Source organism: Nitrosopumilus sp. b3, assembly GCF_014078525.1.
GTDB lineage: Archaea > Thermoproteota > Nitrososphaeria > Nitrososphaerales > Nitrosopumilaceae > Nitrosopumilus.
The window spans coordinates 22,896-40,256 of record NZ_MU078695.1 but is presented as its reverse complement, the minus strand read 5'-3'; the positions used below and the strand labels follow the sequence as shown (position 1 = coordinate 40,256).

General features: G+C 33.1%; 20 protein-coding genes. 14 read left to right on the top strand and 6 right to left on the bottom strand.

Translation table 11 applies throughout. The features are described from left to right. The first annotated feature begins 34 nt into the window (after nt 1-34). Complete coding sequence (locus tag C6990_RS05405) at nt 35-319, top strand: antibiotic biosynthesis monooxygenase family protein (RefSeq protein ID WP_182129218.1); 285 nt, start codon at nt 35-37, stop codon at nt 317-319. Nucleotide 320: 1 nt separating this feature from the next. Then, entirely contained in the window at nt 321-641 is a 321-nt protein-coding gene (locus C6990_RS05400) for a cupin domain-containing protein (protein WP_182129216.1), read from the top strand. Here the strand turns inward: C6990_RS05400 and purN are convergent. Next, on the bottom strand, nt 638-1,255 hold the full coding sequence (gene purN / locus C6990_RS05395; RefSeq protein WP_182129214.1) for a phosphoribosylglycinamide formyltransferase: 618 nt from the start codon (nt 1,253-1,255) through the stop codon (nt 638-640). The genes C6990_RS05400 and purN overlap by 4 nt on opposite strands. Before the next feature lie 76 nt (nt 1,256-1,331). Between purN and C6990_RS05390 the strand changes: the two genes are divergently transcribed. Next, nucleotides 1,332-2,294, top strand: a complete 963-nt coding sequence (locus tag C6990_RS05390; RefSeq protein WP_182129212.1) for an MBL fold metallo-hydrolase — start codon at nt 1,332-1,334, stop codon at nt 2,292-2,294. On the opposite strand, the gene C6990_RS05385 is transcribed toward C6990_RS05390, so the two are convergent. Then, entirely contained in the window at nt 2,277-2,522 is a 246-nt protein-coding gene (locus tag C6990_RS05385) for a hypothetical protein (protein WP_182129210.1), read from the bottom strand. The genes C6990_RS05390 and C6990_RS05385 overlap by 18 nt on opposite strands. A 141-nt stretch (nt 2,523-2,663) precedes the next feature. On the opposite strand from C6990_RS05385, the gene C6990_RS05380 reads away from it, so the two are divergent. From C6990_RS05380 to C6990_RS05375, 3 genes are all read left to right on the top strand, one after another. After that, nucleotides 2,664-3,704 (top strand): sensor histidine kinase, encoded by a 1,041-nt coding sequence (locus C6990_RS05380; protein WP_255465250.1) that lies wholly within the window; start codon nt 2,664-2,666, stop codon nt 3,702-3,704. Nucleotides 3,705-3,803: 99 nt separating this feature from the next. Continuing rightward, nucleotides 3,804-3,935, top strand: a complete 132-nt coding sequence (locus C6990_RS11005) for a hypothetical protein (protein ID WP_255465249.1) — start codon at nt 3,804-3,806, stop codon at nt 3,933-3,935. 39 nt (nt 3,936-3,974) lie between these two features. Next, nucleotides 3,975-4,274 carry a hypothetical protein gene (locus tag C6990_RS05375; protein WP_182129206.1) on the top strand — a complete coding sequence of 100 codons (300 nt, stop codon included), beginning with the start codon at nt 3,975-3,977 and terminating at the stop codon, nt 4,272-4,274. A gap of 188 nt (nt 4,275-4,462) precedes the next feature. Here C6990_RS05375 and C6990_RS05370 read toward each other — a convergent pair whose 3' ends face one another. After that, nucleotides 4,463-5,740 (bottom strand): glycerate kinase type-2 family protein, encoded by a 1,278-nt coding sequence (locus C6990_RS05370; protein WP_182129204.1) that lies wholly within the window; start codon nt 5,738-5,740, stop codon nt 4,463-4,465. A gap of 52 nt (nt 5,741-5,792) precedes the next feature. Between C6990_RS05370 and C6990_RS05365 the strand changes: the two genes are divergently transcribed. From C6990_RS05365 to C6990_RS05355, 3 genes are all read left to right on the top strand, one after another. Next, nucleotides 5,793-6,737, top strand: coding sequence for an iron-containing alcohol dehydrogenase (locus C6990_RS05365; protein WP_182129201.1), 945 nt, complete (start codon nt 5,793-5,795; stop codon nt 6,735-6,737). Between the two features lie 95 nt (nt 6,738-6,832). Further along, on the top strand, nt 6,833-7,939 hold the full coding sequence (locus tag C6990_RS05360) for an LLM class flavin-dependent oxidoreductase (protein WP_182129199.1): 1,107 nt from the start codon (nt 6,833-6,835) through the stop codon (nt 7,937-7,939). Nucleotides 7,940-8,000: 61 nt separating this feature from the next. After that, nucleotides 8,001-8,231, top strand: coding sequence for a hypothetical protein (locus C6990_RS05355; RefSeq protein WP_182129197.1), 231 nt, complete (start codon nt 8,001-8,003; stop codon nt 8,229-8,231). On the opposite strand, the gene C6990_RS05350 is transcribed toward C6990_RS05355, so the two are convergent. Then, nucleotides 8,226-8,645 (bottom strand): hypothetical protein, encoded by a 420-nt coding sequence (locus C6990_RS05350; protein WP_182129195.1) that lies wholly within the window; start codon nt 8,643-8,645, stop codon nt 8,226-8,228. The two genes, C6990_RS05355 and C6990_RS05350, sit on opposite strands and share 6 nt — an antisense overlap. Nucleotides 8,646-8,708: 63 nt before the next feature. Next, nucleotides 8,709-8,933 carry a hypothetical protein gene (locus C6990_RS05345; RefSeq protein WP_182129193.1) on the bottom strand — a complete coding sequence of 75 codons (225 nt, stop codon included), beginning with the start codon at nt 8,931-8,933 and terminating at the stop codon, nt 8,709-8,711. A 77-nt stretch (nt 8,934-9,010) separates the two neighbouring features. On the opposite strand from C6990_RS05345, the gene C6990_RS05340 reads away from it, so the two are divergent. The 5 genes from C6990_RS05340 (at nt 9,011) to uvrC (ending at nt 16,363) form a co-directional block, all read left to right on the top strand. Continuing rightward, a complete protein-coding gene (locus tag C6990_RS05340; protein ID WP_182129191.1) occupies nt 9,011-9,643 on the top strand; it encodes a pyridoxamine 5'-phosphate oxidase family protein in 633 nt (210 codons plus the stop codon). A gap of 82 nt (nt 9,644-9,725) precedes the next feature. Then, the gene (locus C6990_RS05335; RefSeq protein ID WP_182129189.1) at nt 9,726-9,899 is read left to right on the top strand and encodes a DUF1059 domain-containing protein; all 174 of its coding nucleotides are present in this window, start codon (nt 9,726-9,728) and stop codon (nt 9,897-9,899) included. A 122-nt stretch (nt 9,900-10,021) separates the two neighbouring features. Continuing rightward, nucleotides 10,022-11,974, top strand: coding sequence for an excinuclease ABC subunit UvrB (gene uvrB, locus C6990_RS05330; RefSeq protein ID WP_342752461.1), 1,953 nt, complete (start codon nt 10,022-10,024; stop codon nt 11,972-11,974). Next, nucleotides 11,961-14,780: an excinuclease ABC subunit UvrA gene (gene uvrA, locus C6990_RS05325; RefSeq protein ID WP_182129185.1), complete on the top strand. Its 2,820-nt coding sequence runs from the start codon at nt 11,961-11,963 to the stop codon at nt 14,778-14,780. Before uvrB ends, uvrA begins: the two co-directional genes overlap by 14 nt. Beyond that, nucleotides 14,777-16,363, top strand: a complete 1,587-nt coding sequence (uvrC, locus tag C6990_RS05320) for an excinuclease ABC subunit UvrC (protein WP_182129183.1) — start codon at nt 14,777-14,779, stop codon at nt 16,361-16,363. Before uvrA ends, uvrC begins: the two co-directional genes overlap by 4 nt. Nucleotides 16,364-16,381: 18 nt before the next feature. Here uvrC and C6990_RS05315 read toward each other — a convergent pair whose 3' ends face one another. Beyond that, nucleotides 16,382-17,008, bottom strand: coding sequence for a cupredoxin domain-containing protein (locus C6990_RS05315; protein WP_182129181.1), 627 nt, complete (start codon nt 17,006-17,008; stop codon nt 16,382-16,384). Nucleotides 17,009-17,361: the final 353 nt, after the last annotated feature.

Sequence of the window (17,361 nt, the reverse complement as noted above, 5' to 3'; positions counted from 1 at the left end):
AAAGAAATTTAATGGAGATGTTTCTAGTCATAACATGTTTGTGATGATGGCAGATGTTCAGCTAAAAGATGGTGCTGAAGAAGATTTTAAAAAATGGTTTTCAGAATCAAACAAAGTACTAGCAAACTTTCCTGGATTTATCTCAAGGCGTTTTCTAAAAGCCAACGATGGAGGGTATAGGATAATAGTTGAGCATGAAAGCAAAGAAACTTTCATCAAGATGCATAATAGCCCTGAACACGATAAACTTCATCCAGAAGGTCATTCCTACATGAGTGCACCACCTGCACGAAAAACATTTTCAATTGCTGCTGAATAAATTGAAACTAGATTACAACTTAGATTCATATCTTGATAAAATTAAAAAAAGTAATTCGTATTTTCACACTTTTATTAATCGAGATAGTCTTGCTGCTGGGGTTTTGGTTTTGCAACCAGGAGAGAAGGACACACAAGAACCGCATTGCAGTGATGAGGTGTATTATATAATATCTGGAAATGGATTCCTAAAAATTAAAGACAAAGATTATCCTGTTTCAAAAGACAAATTATTTTTTGTTGGAAAAGATGTGGAGCATTTTTTCCACGGTAATTCAAAAGAGCTTAAAGTTTTGTATTTTTTTGGCGGACCTGATTCTTAACTGATAATGGTTTTTCTTCCAAAAACTTTGACTTTGTTTCTTGCAATTAGACTTACTGCTTCTGGATATATTCTGTGCTCTTCTTTTAGAATTCTTTTTGATAGTGATTCTTCTGTATCGTTTTCCTTGATTTTTACTACTGCCTGAATAATCACTGGACCCGTATCCATTCCAGCATCTACAAAGTGTACTGTGCATCCAGAATATTTTACACCATAATCTAATGCCTGTTTTTGTGCATTCAATCCCGTAAAACTTGGAAGTAATGCTGGGTGAATGTTGATTATTCTATTTTTGAATTTTTTTACAAATTGAGGGCTAATTATTCTCATAAATCCCGCTAGACATACTAGACCGTTATCTGGGGTAACTCCATATTTTTTTAGCATTGAAATTATTTTTTTATCATAATCTTCTCTATTTCCTTCAAAACTTTTACTCTCAACTATCTCTGTATTGACTCCTAATTTTTCGGCAATTTTGAGACCTTTGGCATCGCTTCGATTTGAAATAACTACTGATGGGTTAATTGGAATTTTTTTACTTTTGATAGACTTTAGAATGCTCTCCATGTTGCTTCCACGACCTGAGATTAGAATTCCTAGATTTAGCAACTAGTCAATACTATATCAAACCTGCAATTTATATCAAATCCATCTGTCTTGATTTTCATTGCCTAGAAATGTCAGGATGACTAAAAATGGAATCCTGTGTGAGGTAAACAAAAATCGTGTTTACTTGGATCCCAAAAATAGCGATAAATCTGGAATTAATTTTGTCTCTCATGCCCATGCTGATCATCTTCCAACTAAAAACGGTGGTACAATATTAGCATCTATTGAGACAAATGAAATTGCTAATCTTCGTGGATTTAAGATGGAAAATCATGTTGAATCTCTTGAGAATTTTTCTCTAGTGGATAGCGGTCATATACTTGGTGCCAAAGGTTTACTCTTTGATGATATTTTCTACACTGGAGATATTTGCACACGAGATAGAGGTTTTCTGCAAGGGGCCAGAATCCCAAAATGCAAAACATTGATTACAGAATGTACGTTTGGATTGCCTGAATTTGTTTTTCCAAAAATGGAGGAAATTCAAAAACAAGTAAATGAATTGATTTCAGATCTTTACGGTAAAGGAATTCCAGTAATTTTAATGGGATATCAATTAGGAAAAGCTCAAACAATTACTCAACTATTTGGTCATTGGGGACCTCTTTACTTTCATGATTCTGTAAAAGAAATGAATTCACTTCATCAGAAATTTGGAGTATCACTAAATGATGGAATTGGACATTCAGAAGCAGAAAAAAATGGATTACTTGACAAAAAACCATGGGTAATGGTAGCGCCTCTAATGTCAAGTAAAAATAAATTCATTCAAGATATGAAATCAAAATACGGTGCAGTGACAATTGGGTTTAGTGGATGGGCTCAATCCTCTAGATTCTCTTTTGGACGAAGAACCGATTATTCGATTCCAATGAGTGATCACTGTGATTATAATGAACTAGTAGAGATGGTGGTGCAATCAGGAGCAGAACAAGTTTACACAATTCATGGTTTCGTAGATGAATTTGCTCAAGAATTACGTAAAATTGGAATTCCTGCTCAACCCCTTATTGAAAATTCATTAGATGACTTTAGCTAAAAATTTGTTGCACTCACAATTCTCAACTAGACATGTTTCAGTATTTCTAATGTGGTCATGTGAAAAATGTTTACATTTTGGATTTTTGCATATTCTTCTTTGAGCTTCTTTTTGTACTACTGACTGTGCAATTGCATTTGCCTTGTCTTTTGAATACCCCTTTTTATCAATGTAAAAATGAACAATACTGTTGTATAGGAGTTCTGGTTTGAATTGTTTTTCAAGCATATCTTTTCTTGGTCATATTACCACTTTATTCTATTAAAACATCTTGAAGTACATCATTATTGAAAAACATCAGTGTTTGGATATTTTGAACACATTAGATGTGATATTTGAAAAATCTGGCTAATATTTATGAGAAAATTCATGCATAGAGAAAATCAAGAAGACTCTGATTTTGATCCTATGAATGCACCTCAAAGAACAGTTTTCTTTAAAAAATCAAAACCTACAGAATCAGAAAAAATTGATGATTTCTCTAATGAGGATAAACCCAAAGAAAAAGAAGAAATTGAAAAAATCTCTGAAAACACACAGGCTAGTCAGAATTTAAAAGAAGATGATGAAAATTTAGATGAAACTGATAAAAAGTTAATTTCTCTAAAAAATGAAATTGAGAATGCAAAAAAATCTCATGAAATTACTAAGCAAAGATTATCCACTAAATCAAAGTCTCTTAAAAAAGCAAAATCCACACTTACTCAAACCCAAAAAAAACTTGATGAAGTTCTATCTGCCGAATTAAATAAATTTGAAAGTAGTAAACTTGAGATGATTGGTAAACTTTCTTCAAAAATGGCACATGATATTAGAAATCCTTTGACAACATTACAATCCCAAATTGAATTGATGAAAGTAAAACAAAAAAATCATGAGGATCAAGTATTAACAAATTCTATATTGAATATGGAGGAAGCAATATCCCACATTACAAACCAAATTAATGATGTGTTGGGTTTTATTCGAACTCCGGAACTTAGAATGATCACTTGTGATTTAAAAGAAATTGTGAAAAATTCTATTTCGGAGGTAAAACTTCCCAACAACATTGAATTGTTTTCTTCTTTAGAATCCTGTCTGTTGCAATGTGATGTTATAAAAATTCGTGGAATTATCACAAATATAATACAAAATGCTGTTCAGGCAATTAGAGTAAAGGGGGAAGTAAATGTTACTCTTGAAACTGAAGGGGATTATGCAGTAGTCAAAGTGTCTGATACAGGACCGGGAATACCTGATGAACATCTTGAACAAATTTTTGAGCCCATGTATACCACAAAAGATGAAGGAACTGGTTTAGGATTGGCATCTTGTAAACAATTTTTGGATATGCACAATGGTTCAATTTCCGTGAGCAACAATCCTACCACATTCACAATAAAATTGCCAAAAACTAAAAGTTCTTGATCTGATAAAAAATATTTTATTTCTATTTTCATTAAATTAAATATTATCAAACTTGAAAATTATCCCTCAGCTAATATGTCATGATTTGTGAATTATTTTGTGAACGATGATGATGACAAAACCACCAAAGAATGGAAGAAACTAGAGCAGGATGATGTGAAAGAAGACCATCAACTGGAACTACAGGATAATTATATTCAGGATGAAAAATATGATGATTCTGAGGATTGAATTCTAAACTCTTTTTTAAAACAAAAGAATAATTCTAGTATGGGTTTTTTATCAAATTTCAAAAAGGATTTACAGTCTCAAAAAAGAAAAAAAACTGCCCAAATAAATGGCAAAAATCTCAAAGGCTTACTAAAAAAATTCAAAGAAGAACGAGATAGAATAGAAAAAGAGACAGGTGTAAGGCCTCAAATTGATGATACGACGCAAATGTTTATGCAAAAAATCCTCAATGTCTGGATTCAGGAAGGAAAAGATATTGATGAAGAAAAATTCTGGCAAGAAGTTGACTATAACAGACAATTCACACATCCTGTTGATTATTATGAGAAGTCAGGATAGGATTGAACCTTAGTTTACAATAGTTTATCTTGAATCAAAAATACAAATCATCAGTGCAATAATTGGATAAAGAATGGCTACGAGTAAAAAGTGGAAGAAGCAAAGGATGTAAAGATTGTATCGCTCATCGATGTGTTCCAAACAACTGCAATTGTGATTGTCATAAATGAATTCAAAAATCCACAAATTTATCTTAAAATCACGCCTATGTCCATTAAATTAGTGTGAGTAAAATCAGTGAGAATATTTGCTTTTTGCTTTTCAAAGAATCTACCTGAATCACTATTTCTGAGAAATTCTTTCATCACACTCAAATCTATTTTGACATTTTCGGTTATTGCACCTGCAAATCTGGAATTCCCATCTATTCCATCTGTTCCCATAGATGAAATAATCATTTTTTTTGATTTCTGAGAATTCTTTAAAATTCTTAAAACTAATTCTTGATTTCTGCCTCCCATACCTTTTCCCAAAACTTTCACCGTTGGCTCCCCTCCAAAAATCAAACATGTATTTTGCTTTTCTGAAATATTTCCAAGTATTTTTGGTACTACCTCTTTAATGTCGCCAAAAACCTGCATGGTATCTACTTTGTATCCTATATCTTCAGCTTTTTTCTTCATTGCATCTAAGCAACCTTTGTTGTTTGCAATAACAAAATTATCAATTTTAGATTTTTTTGGCTTTTCGTTTGTTTTTTTATTTAAGCCGTTCTCTAAAATCTGTAAAACTTCAGTTGGTATCTTCCATCGTATTTTGTATTTGTCGATGATTTCTAATGCATCTGCATATGTAGTATCATCCATGTATGTTGTACCTGAAGCAATGGATGAAAGATCATCTCCTTCAACATCTGACATTACCAAACTGACTCCTTGGCATTTCATCTTTTCAATCAATTTGCCCCCTTTGATTTTTGATAGGTGTTTCCTAATACAATTGAACTCTTGTATACTCACACCAGTTTTTAAAAGTAATTTTGTAACGTGGACTTTGTCATCAAGAGTAATTTCATCAGGCATGGCCAAAAGTGAGGATCCTCCTCCTGATACAAGAAAAATGATAAAATCATCACTTCTCTTATTTTGGACAAATTTCATAACTTCTTTGGCAGCTTTTACGCTTGTTTTATCAGGTTCAGGATGCCTGGAATTGAAAATTTGGAATTTTTTTCCTTTGATTTTTGATTTTGAACCCTTGGGGATTACCACAATTCCATTTTTTATTGGTACAATTGCATTTAATGCTCTTGTCATAGAGTCGCCAGCTTTACCAAAAGCCACAGAATAGATGTTTGAGTATTTTCCAAGATTGATATTTTTATTATTTATCTTAATTTCGTTAGGGGATACATACTTTGGAATGATATTTTGAGGATCTGCTGCTTGAAGACCTGCCTCTAAAATTTCAAGACAATCTTTTTTCTTATCTGTAGTTGCCAAATCTTTGAAATTTTGTATAATCATACTCAAATTCAATAATGCAAGATATAATAATAATCAATGATGCCTTTGATTTATGCACACAGTACGTATCCCAAAAGTTATCAACTTTGGAGAAGACGCACTTGGTCAAACAGAGTATCCAAAAAATGCCCTTGTTGTAACAACCGTTCCACCAGAACTTTCTGATAAATGGTTGGCAAAAATGGGAATTCAGGATTATTTGTTATATGATCAAGTGAAACCTGAACCATCAATTGACGACGTCAATACATTGATTTCACAATTCAAAGACAAAAAACCATCTGTTCTAATTGGATTGGGTGGCGGAAGTTCAATGGATGTTGTAAAATATGCTGCCCAAGATTTTGGTGTAGAAAAGATTTTGATCCCTACTACATTTGGAACTGGAGCTGAAATGACAACTTATTGTGTTCTAAAATTTGATGGAAAAAAGAAATTGTTACACGAAGATAGATTTTTGGCCGACATGGCTGTAGTTGATTCATATTTTATGAATGGTACTCCAGAACAAGTCATCAAAAATTCTGTCTGTGATGCATGTGCTCAAGCTACTGAGGGCTATGACAGTAAACTCGGTAATGACTTGACTAGAACTCTATGTAAACAAGCATTTGAGATTCTCTATGATGCAATTATGAATGACAAACCAGAAAACTACCCATACGGTTCAATGTTATCTGGAATGGGATTTGGAAATTGCTCAACGACTCTAGGACATGCTTTGTCCTATGTATTCTCAAATGAAGGTGTACCACATGGCTATTCCTTGTCATCTTGTACTACAGTTGCACACAAGCATAACAAGTCAATCTTCTATGATAGATTCAAAGAAGCTATGGAAAAACTCGGATTTGACAAATTAGAACTCAAAGCCGATGTTTCTGAAGCTGCAGATGTTGTAATGACTGACAAAGGACATTTGGATCCAAACCCAATTCCAATATCCAAAGACGACGTTGTTAAATGTCTTGAAGACATCAAATCAGGTAATTTGTAAAAAATCTACAAATTTTTTACCTTTTTTCTATTTTCTTCATAAACTGCGAAATTGGCAGCTTAGATGAAACTTTTTATGCTAATACTCTAAGGTAATTGTACTTGGCTTCAAAGACACTCAAATTTGGCATTCAAAATGGATTAAATGTCGCAAGAGCTGGCTATACTGAAGATCAAATTTTAACAGCTTGTATGCTTGCTGATAAAACTGGATATGATTCAATCTTCTATATGGATCACACCAATGTCCCACAATGGAAAAATGCGACTGTGTTAGATCCATGGGTTATGTTATCTGCAATAGCGGCTGTTACAAATAATGTTGAATTAGGAACCTGTGTTACTGACGCAATTAGAAGACACCCATCAAATATTGCACTAGCTGCCATCACACTTGATAGGGTTTCAAAAGGAAGGGCAATTCTCGGAATAGGCGCAGGTGAGGCTCAAAATCTAAAAGAATTTTGTATTCCATTTGAAAAACCAGTTTCAAAATGGGCTGAACAAATTGAAGTTATTCATACGTTGTATGATTCGACTCCAGATAATACAGTTGATTATGCAGGAAAATATTATCAATTAGAAGGTGCATGTTTGCAAGCACCACCAATTAGAAAACCACGTCCTCCAACTTACATGGCTTCAGGTGGTAAACGAACATTAGAATTAACGGGAAAACTCGGTGATGGTTGGTTGCCAATTGGATACACTCCTGAATTATTTGAGGATCATAGAAAACAAATCGAAGTTTCAATGGATAAGCATAACAGAACTCAGGAAGAAAAAGACAACTTCCAAATGGCTTTAGATATTGACGTTTACTTTTCTGAAGATGCAGAAGAGTCTTGGGCAAAAATGAAAGAAGCTGTAAAAGTTAGTTTGTTCAAACCTGAAGTTTTGAGAGTTCATGGATTAAAAGAAATTGAAGGATTTGATTTCGTAAAATACTTTACAGAATATTCAATGTCTGATCAAAGTTGGATTGTTAAAATGAGAGAAGCAGCAACTAAAATTCCAGACAAAATAGCACGTTCATCTACTGCTGTTGGAACTCCAGAAGATATCATCCCAACATTTGAGCGATTTATGGATGCCGGTGTAAATCACTTTGTAATTAGATTCTGGGGAAAGAATTACTTTGGCTCTATTGATAAATTTGCAAGTCATGTTATGCCTGCACTTAGAGCAAAAGCCAAGCAATAACACGTTCTATTTTATTGCATAGAGAAAATCATTTACTTAGCTTGTTTTAATGAATTGTATAATGAATGATGATCTTTCTGAATCAGTGAGAAAATGTCTTGATATTTTAGATGAAAATGTAGAGATTTTGGCAAATCTAGAATTTGATTTGGATGATGAACAAGAAGATGAATTGACTCCAAATATGGAACTTCATAATTTGTATGATATGACTGAAGATGTTGCTGAATCTTCAAAACTCAAACGTGCTGAATTTAATTTTTCCCGAAGGCAATCTGAAGATTCCTTATGATTTGTGGGGTCTTTTGTTTTTAGCTTTTGTAAATGCCTTTGCTCTGCGTTTGTTTTTCTGTTTTTCTAATCTTTTTCGTGTCCGCTCTGTTGCGTTTGTTGAGCCCTGAATAATCTTTGTTTTGCTTCCATCTCTTAACATTATCTCTTTTCCTTTGAATCTAAATTCAACATCTCTGCATTTGATATAGTATTTTTTGAGACAAAAAAATATTCTATTATTTGTTCCATGCATGTCTTTTACCTCTTTTGATTTTTTTAACTCATTTAGAATATTCCGCAGAAGTCCTTTGTCAATGTCTGTGATTCTGTGTATCTCTCTAAACCAGATAAATTTTGACTCTGAACCCCACTCTTCTAAAAGATCTAATACTTTTTTGGTTGCATCTTCGTATCCCTCATCAATTTCCCTCATCTATAATGGAATCTCAAACCTAAATTTAGCAATTTACATTCATAAAAAATATGAAAGATAAAGTCACTTTTTTGATCTTTTCTTTATTTCTTTTAATCTAGATTTTGTTACTTTGACTGATTGTTTTTGATTGTTCTCCATTTTGTTTGCAATAGAATCAATCTGTTTAATTATTTTAGTTTGTAATTCTGTTGAATTTGTCTTTAGCAATTTCTTTTTTAATTTTTTTAATTGATCAGAATAATTTCTAAAGTCATTTTTTAATTCATCAAGGTATGGATCATCCATACTTGTTTTTTACCTATCTTGTATTTTAGCTATTTTTTATGATCTGGATTTATAATATTATTTATTTTATTTAATTTATGCAACTAGTAGGAATTCTTCAGATTAAATCATATGAAAAAATTAAAGAATTTCTACATGATGAACACGTAGGTCGACTATCAAGTATTGATGCTAACGGATTCCCTCAAATAATTCCAATGAATTTTGTATTTCTTAATGATGCTATTTACATGCATTCTCATGTAAAGGGTGAAAAATTAGATAATATTTCTAGAAATAATAAAGTTGGATTTGAGGCTGACAGAGAACTAGAATTTTTGCCATCCTATTTTGAAGATCCTCACAACGCCTCACTTGCAGATACACTATACATCAGTGTTGTAATAAAAGGAACTGGAATATTTGTAATTGATAGAGATGAAAAAACACTTGCACTTAATGGTCTAATGGAAAAATATCAGCCTGAAGGAAAGTATGATCCTATTGAATCTCAAATGCGAGTTTTGGATGCTGTTAGCATTATCAAAGTTGTTCCACATACAATTCATGGCAAGTACAAAATAGGGCAACACTTGAAGCCCGAAGATAGGATGGAACTTGCAAAAAATATTTTGAAAAAAAATTCCCCTTCATCTAAACAAACTCTAAAAATAATGGGTTTTGAAGAAACAACGGATGGTTTAAGAATGATTGATGAACCCATTTGGTAGACAGATCTTTTTCTATGTTTACCTCAAGTTTATTCAAATCGAACACACACATGTACTATATTGTTTAAAACTACTTTGAGTTATGGCAAAAAGTTACACATGCTCTAGCTTGGTAAAAGACTGTACTTGGTCAACAACTGCAAATGATACGGCAACTTTGATGAAGAAAATAGTCGCTCATGCAGAATTCAAGCACGATCTTCAATTATCAACAGGCGATAAAATCAAAATTCAATCCACAATTAAAGATAGATGAAACATTTTTTATAAAAATCGATTTTTTTAATCTAAGTTAATTATGAAATTATTTTTTTGTTTACCTCTAGGTTTCAATTAAGAAACGTTAGCTATAAGTTCAGTTTCTAGGGATTGTATATGTTGGAGCAAACATCTAGATTTGAATTGGTATCTGAGTATTTGCCTACGGGGGATCAGCCACAAGCAATTGATGCTCTAGTTGAGGGTGTAAAGAAAAAATCAATTCAAACTTTACTTGGGGTTACTGGAAGTGGCAAAACATTCTCAATTGCAAATGTAATTGCTAGAACAGGAAAAAACACACTTGTAATATCTCATAACAAAACTTTGGCAGCTCAGCTCTATTCGGAACTAAAGCAATTTTTCCCTAAAAATAACGTTGGTTATTTTGTTTCATATTATGACTACTACCAGCCAGAAAGCTACCTTCCTCAAACTGATACGTATATTGAAAAAGATACTCAAATTAATGAAAAAATTGAAAAATTAAGGCTAGAGGCAACTGCGATGCTTTTATCTGGAGAGCCTACAATAATTGTCTCTACAGTTTCATGTATTTACTCTCTAGGAAATCCAAAGGATTGGGAAGATTTAGCAATTACAATAAAAACTGGAGAAGAAATTAAACGAACAGAGATTATTCGAAAATTCATCGATGCAAGATATGAGAGAAATGATACAGATGTAGCACCAGGAAACTTTAGGGTAAAAGGTGATACCATTGATGTAACTCCTGCATATTCTGAAGATCTAGTGAGAATTTCCATGTTTGGAGATGAAATAGAAAAAATTACATTGCTTGATCATGTTTCTTTAAAAGAAAAAAAGAAAGTATTGCAAATGAAGATTTTTCCTGCAAAACATTATCTAATTGCAAAAGATGTTCGTCAAAAGGCTGTTAACTCAATCAAAAAGGAATTACAAAAACGATTACCTGAATTAAATGAATTAGAAAAACAAAGACTTGAAATGAGAACAAAATATGATTTAGAGATGATTGAGGAATTAGGATATTGTTCTGGTATTGAAAATTATTCTAGACATTTTGATGGACGTTCCCCTGGAGAAAAGGCATTCTGTTTGATGGATTTTTTTGGAGATGATTACATTCTTGTAATTGATGAATCACATGTGACCATACCTCAACTACATGGCATGTACAAAGGTGATCATTCAAGAAAAAATGAACTTGTCACATATGGATTTAGATTACCAAGTGCATTTGACAATAGACCCCTAAAATTTGAGGAGTTCGAAGGGTATATCAAAAACACGATATTTGTCTCTGCAACTCCTTCAGAATATGAGAAAAAAATCTCATCTAAAATTGCCGAGCAACTTGTAAGGCCAACTGGACTGCTAGATCCTGTAGTTGAAATTAGGCCCACACAAGGTCAAATGGATGATTTAATTAATGAAATTAACAAAAGATCTGCCAAATCTGAGCGTGTTTTAGTTACAACACTTACAAAAAGAATGGCAGAAGATTTGGCAGAATACCTATCCAAAAAACAAGTTAGGGTCAGATACATGCATTCAGAAATTGATGGGTTGCAAAGAACTGAATTAATCAGGCAATTACGCCTTGGAGAATTTGATGTCCTTGTTGGAATCAACTTGCTCAGAGAAGGATTAGATATTCCCGAAGTATCACTTGTAGCAATTTTAGATGCAGACAAAGAGGGCTTCTTACGAAATTTTACTAGTTTAATTCAAACATGTGGCAGAGCAGCAAGAAATGAACATGGCACTGTGATAATGTATGCCGATAACAATACCCAATCTATGAAAAATGCAATGAATGAAACTACACGCAGAAGAGAAAAACAAATTCAATATAATCTAGAACATAATATAACACCAAAGACTATCATAAAATCTGTACCAGAACAAGAAACGGCATTAGATGAATCTAAACTAAAATCAACTCATGATTTACACAATGACATTGTTGATTTGGAAGCTCAAATGAAAAAATATTCTGAAGATTTAGACTTTGAGCGGGCAATTGAATGCAGGGATAGAATAAAAAGACTAGAAAAGGAGATTCAATTAAAAGATGACAGAAAATAAATTAAAAATTCGTGGAGCACGACACCATAATCTAAAAAATTTGGATATTGATATTCCGAAAAATAAACTTGTAGTAATTAGTGGTTTGTCTGGTTCTGGTAAATCTACATTAGCTTTTGACACAATTTATGCAGAAGGACAACGACGATATGTTGAATCGCTTTCTGCATATGCACGACAATTCTTAGAGATGATGGATAAACCTGATGTTGATTCTATTGAAGGACTATCCCCTGCTATTTCTATTCAACAAAAAACTACAAGTAAAAATCCTCGTTCAACTGTGGGTACTACGACTGAAATTTATGATTACATGAGATTGCTTTATGCTAGAATTGGTATTCCATATTGTACTAATTGTGGTAGAAAAGTATCTACACAATCAATTGAGAGAATATGTGATTCAGTCCTGAAAGATTTTTCAGGGAAAAAAATTCTGATTCTGGCTCCAATCATTCAAAGAAAAAAAGGAACATATGAGAAATTATTTGAGCAAATCAAGAAGGATGGCTATTCTAGAATTCGTGTTAATGGCGAAATTTTGAGCCTAGATGATGATATTCCTCCACTTGATAGGCAAAAATGGCACAATATTGAGATAATCGTTGATAGAATAACTACAGAAAAATCAGAAAGATCACGATTATTTGAGGCAATTCAAACTGCAATAAAATCATCCAAAGGTGATGTTATGATTGCAACTGACAAGGCAGAAAAAATCTTCTCACAAAACAATGCCTGTCCTTATTGTGGATTGACAGTTGGTGAATTAGAGCCTCGTTCTTTTTCATTTAATTCCCCATTTGGAATGTGCAAAACCTGCAATGGATTGGGAGTAAAGATGGAATTTGATGCTGATTTGGTAATTCCTGATAAATCAAAATCTATTTTGGATGGTGCAATTGTTCCCTGGAGTGGTAGGTTCTCATCATTTAGAAGACAAGCATTAAGGGCAGTTGGAATGAAATTTGGTTTTGACTTGATGACTCCTTTGGAAAAAATTAAGCCAAAACATTTTGATATTATTTTACATGGGACATCTGATTTAATTGATTTTAAATATCGCTCAAAATCTGGTGACTCTTCTTGGCAATATACTGATGCATTTGAGGGAGTACTCGTAAATCTTCAACGGGTATTCATGGAAACTGATTCTGAATCCAAACGTGAATGGCTAAAACAATTCATGCGTGATACCCCTTGTACTGCATGTAATGGTAAAAAACTAAAACCTGAATCACTTGCAGTAAAAATCAATGAGCAAGGAATAATGGATGTTTGTAACATGTCAATTGATCATTGCTATGATTTTTTTTCCACTCTAAAATTAACTAAAAATGAACAATACATTGCAAAAGATGTTCTAAAAGAGATCAAAGAACGCTTAGAATTTCTAATGAATGTGGGTTTGAATTATTTATCGTTAAACAGATTAAGCTCCACATTATCTGGAGGTGAATCTCAAAGAATTCGATTAGCTACTCAGATTGGCTCAAACCTTACAGGGGTATTGTATGTTCTTGATGAGCCTACAATTGGATTGCATCAGCGTGATAATGCAAGACTAATAAAAACGCTAAACAAGCTACGAAATCTTGGAAATTCTGTTATTGTAGTAGAGCATGACGAAGAAGTTATACGAAATTCAGACTGGATAGTCGATTTGGGTCCGGGTGCAGGTATTCATGGAGGTAATGTAGTTTTTGAAGGAACTGTGAAAAAAATTCTCAATGGGAGTGATTCTGTTACAGGTGCATATCTTAAGGATAGTTCTTTGATATCATTAGAAAATAAAATTCGAAACAAGTCTGGTTTACTAACCATAAAAAAAGCATCAGAAAATAATCTCAAAGAAATTGATGTTGAAATCCCCCTGGGGCTTTTTGTATCTGTCACTGGGGTTTCAGGTTCTGGAAAATCCACTTTGATCAATGATGTATTGCTTAAAACCTTGGAAAGTCATTTTTATAAAACAAATGTCAGGCCAGGAAACCACAAAGAAATTACTGGTTTAGAAAATATCGATAAAGTCATTGCAATTGATCAATCTCCAATTGGGCGAACCCCTAGATCAAATCCTGCAACATACATCGGAGCATTTACTCCAATTAGAGAATTATATGCAAATACAGCACTATCAAAAGAACGCGGTTATGCCCCTGGGCAATTCTCATTTAATGTAGCTGATGGTAGATGTTTTGCATGTGATGGAGATGGCGTAAAACAAATTGAGATGCAGTTTTTGTCTGACGTTTATGTAAAATGTGATGAATGCAAAGGAAAAAGATACAACACTGAAACATTATCTGTATTGTACAAGGGTAAAAATATTTCAGATATTTTAGACATGACAGTTTATGAGGCATTGAATTTCTTTGAAAATGTTCCATCAATTAAACGAAAATTACAAACCGTATATGATGTTGGATTGGGATATATCAAACTTGGACAATCATCGACCACTTTGTCTGGGGGGGAAGCTCAAAGAGTAAAACTTGCATCTGAGCTCTCAAAACGTGGTACTGGAAAAACACTCTATATTTTAGATGAGCCTACTACTGGATTGCATTTTGCAGATGTTCAAAAATTACTTGATGTCCTTAATCGATTAGTAAACTTGGGAAATACTGTTGTTGTAATAGAGCACAATATGGATATTATCAAAAATTCTGACTGGCTAATTGATCTTGGTCCTGAAGGGGGAGATGAAGGTGGTAAAATTGTGGCTACTGGAACACCTATTACAGTATCAAAGGCACCGGGAAGTTATACTGGAAAGTTTTTGAGAAAATTATTGAAAAAATGACTTTTGATATTTCCACAATAAACGTCCCTACAAATCCTGGAATCTATTTGATGAAAGATTCTGAGAAAAAAATCATCTATATTGGCAAAGCAAAAAATTTACGAAACAGAGTAAAGTCATATTTTACAAAAAACCAAAACTACAAGACACAAAAACTGGTGGAAAAAATTTCAGACATTGAATTTGTTTTAACTGATAATGAAAGCGAGGCTTTTCTGTTAGAATCAAACATGATAAAGAAATATCGCCCTAGATTCAATATTGAGTTAAAAGATCAACAAAGATACACGTATCTTAGAATTTCAGATGAAAAATACCCTCGTCTGCTTGTTGCAAGAAGAACTAGGGATGGCAAATTTTTAGGTAAAGGAAAAACTTTTGGTCCATTTACTCAGGGTAGCTCAAAACTACTCACTATTGGAACATTACGAAAAGCCTTCCAGATTAGAATTTGTAAAACTTTGCCAAAAAAAGTATGCCTTGAATACCATTTGGGTAATTGTGAGGGACCTTGTGAATTCAAAGATGCTCAGAAAAGATATTCAAAACATGTTTCTGCATTGGAAGATGTTCTAAAGGGTAAAAATCAAACAAAAATCTTTACAAAAAAACTTGAAGAAGAGATGCATCAAGCAGCAAAACTCCAGCAATTTGAGCGAGCAAAAGACATTCGTGACACTCTAGTAAGACTGGGAAGTCTTCAGACTAAACAAAAAATGGAATATGTTGATAAATCTGATGAGGAATATTTTGGAATTGGCATTTTAGAACAATCTGCAACTGTAATGAATTTTAGAATGATTAATGGCGTAATTCGCGATAGTGATAAATTCTTTTTTGATCTGGTGGGTGATAATTCTTTTTCAAATTTTCTTTTTCAGTATTATTCTACTCACAAAATTCCAAAATTCATTCTAGTTAGTGAGAATCCTGAAAAAAAAGAGTTGCTGGAATCTTTACTATCTGAGCAAGCAGGATTTAGTGTGAAAATATCTTCTCCTGCAAAAGGAAAGCGAAAAGAAATCATTAATTTAATTTTAAAAAATATTCGATTAATTCACTCAAAAGGTTCTGAGCCTGGGTTAGTTGAACTAAAAGAAATTCTAAATTTGCCTGAAATCCCTAAAATTATTGAATGCTTTGATATTTCAAATCATGGTGCTGACTTTGCTGTGGGCTCAATGGCTAGATTTGTTGATGGACAACCCAACAAATCAGGATATAGAAAGTTTAAAATTAAAACTGTGTCTGGTAGAGATGATTTTGCAATGATTGGTGAAATAATTAAAAGACGATATTTTAGATTACTAGAAGAAAAATCTCAATTACCTGACTTGATAGTTATTGATGGTGGGAAAGGTCAGCTTAATGCTGCAATAAATTCTCTGGAATCCTTAGGATTAAAACTTCCGTGCATTTCTTTGGCAAAAGAAAATGAAGAAGTTTACGTTCCAAAAAATAAAAACCCACTAACAATTTCAAGGGATAAACCGTCCTTGAAAATTTTACAGCATGCTAGAGATGAGACACATCGATTTGGAGTAGCATATAATAGAACAATTAGGAAAAATAAAATAAAATAATAAAAAAGGATTTTTTGGTTAGTTCACTGTAACACTGCCAACCATCCAAGGATGAACCATGCAAAAGTAATCATAACTGCCTGAATCATTAAAAGTAAATGCATATTCTGCACCTGCCATGACTAGACTGCTATCAAATACACCAGATGGACCATCTGCTGGACTGCCACCAGTAACTGTATGTGCTGCTGAATCTATGTTAACCCAATTGACTGTATCCCCAGCATTTATTGTAATGTCTGCTGGTAAGTAACATGCGTTAGATTCTTCACATCCTGGAACTGAAGTGCCTACCGGAATATCAACTGTATGTGTTGTTGGTCCTGCTGGTTTTTCCATAGCTTTTTCTTTTGGAGTTTCTTCAACTACTTCCATTTTTTCTTCAATTTCTACAGATTTTTCCTGAGTCTTCTCCATCATCTTCTCCTCAACTTTTGGAGTTTCTTGTTTGACCTTTTCTGCTATATCTGCAAATGGATCTACCTTGGGACTTGCTTCTTCATAACTTGGTTCCATTGCTCTTGGAGCTGGAATTGAAACAACAGTGCCGGCATTTTGTAGTGAATCCCCTGAGAATGCGATTCCTACACCGATAGCTGTAATTGCAATAGAAAATGCAATTGCAGCCTTGTCTATACTTGCCATAATTGATTCAAAGCCATGCCAATAATAAATAAATCTAATCACTATTCTGATTTTTGATAATTCTGTTCTTAGTTGGTTCTGTTTTTCTATGAATTGTGATAAAGTCAAATATTGACATAATAATTTTTCAAATAATCCCAAAAATTATAACTAATTTCTGTAAATCTCATATGATCGCTCTAATTGTTCGTCGATTCTAGTCAATGATGTTGAACAATTCCTTCTTTTATGAATATGGGCTCTTATGATATGCATACACGGCAACTGAGCTGTCACCAAGTAACATTGCGTTTTTGGTCTTAAGCTCTTTTGCCTTGCTTTTTCAAAATTTACTTTATAAGCACCTGTTTTTT

Excerpts from the sequence above, each read along its gene's own strand:
- C6990_RS05355 (WP_182129197.1), top strand. The coding sequence starts at position 8,001 with ATGAATGATGATCTTTCTGAATCAGTGAGAAAATGTCTTGATATTTTA.
- C6990_RS05365 (WP_182129201.1), top strand. The coding sequence starts at position 5,793 with ATGCACACAGTACGTATCCCAAAAGTTATCAACTTTGGAGAAGACGCA.
- uvrC (WP_182129183.1), top strand. The coding sequence starts at position 14,777 with ATGACTTTTGATATTTCCACAATAAACGTCCCTACAAATCCTGGAATC.
- C6990_RS05335 (WP_182129189.1), top strand. The coding sequence starts at position 9,726 with ATGGCAAAAAGTTACACATGCTCTAGCTTGGTAAAAGACTGTACTTGG.
- C6990_RS05340 (WP_182129191.1), top strand. The coding sequence starts at position 9,011 with ATGCAACTAGTAGGAATTCTTCAGATTAAATCATATGAAAAAATTAAA.
- C6990_RS05350 (WP_182129195.1), bottom strand. The coding sequence starts at position 8,645 with ATGAGGGAAATTGATGAGGGATACGAAGATGCAACCAAAAAAGTATTA.
- C6990_RS05370 (WP_182129204.1), bottom strand. The coding sequence starts at position 5,740 with ATGATTATACAAAATTTCAAAGATTTGGCAACTACAGATAAGAAAAAA.
- C6990_RS05380 (WP_255465250.1), top strand. The coding sequence starts at position 2,664 with ATGCATAGAGAAAATCAAGAAGACTCTGATTTTGATCCTATGAATGCA.
- C6990_RS05405 (WP_182129218.1), top strand. The coding sequence starts at position 35 with ATGTTTGTGATGATGGCAGATGTTCAGCTAAAAGATGGTGCTGAAGAA.
- C6990_RS05375 (WP_182129206.1), top strand. The coding sequence starts at position 3,975 with ATGGGTTTTTTATCAAATTTCAAAAAGGATTTACAGTCTCAAAAAAGA.
- uvrA (WP_182129185.1), top strand. The coding sequence starts at position 11,961 with ATGACAGAAAATAAATTAAAAATTCGTGGAGCACGACACCATAATCTA.
- C6990_RS05315 (WP_182129181.1), bottom strand. The coding sequence starts at position 17,008 with ATGGCAAGTATAGACAAGGCTGCAATTGCATTTTCTATTGCAATTACA.
- C6990_RS05390 (WP_182129212.1), top strand. The coding sequence starts at position 1,332 with ATGACTAAAAATGGAATCCTGTGTGAGGTAAACAAAAATCGTGTTTAC.
- C6990_RS05345 (WP_182129193.1), bottom strand. The coding sequence starts at position 8,933 with ATGGATGATCCATACCTTGATGAATTAAAAAATGACTTTAGAAATTAT.
- C6990_RS05385 (WP_182129210.1), bottom strand. The coding sequence starts at position 2,522 with ATGCTTGAAAAACAATTCAAACCAGAACTCCTATACAACAGTATTGTT.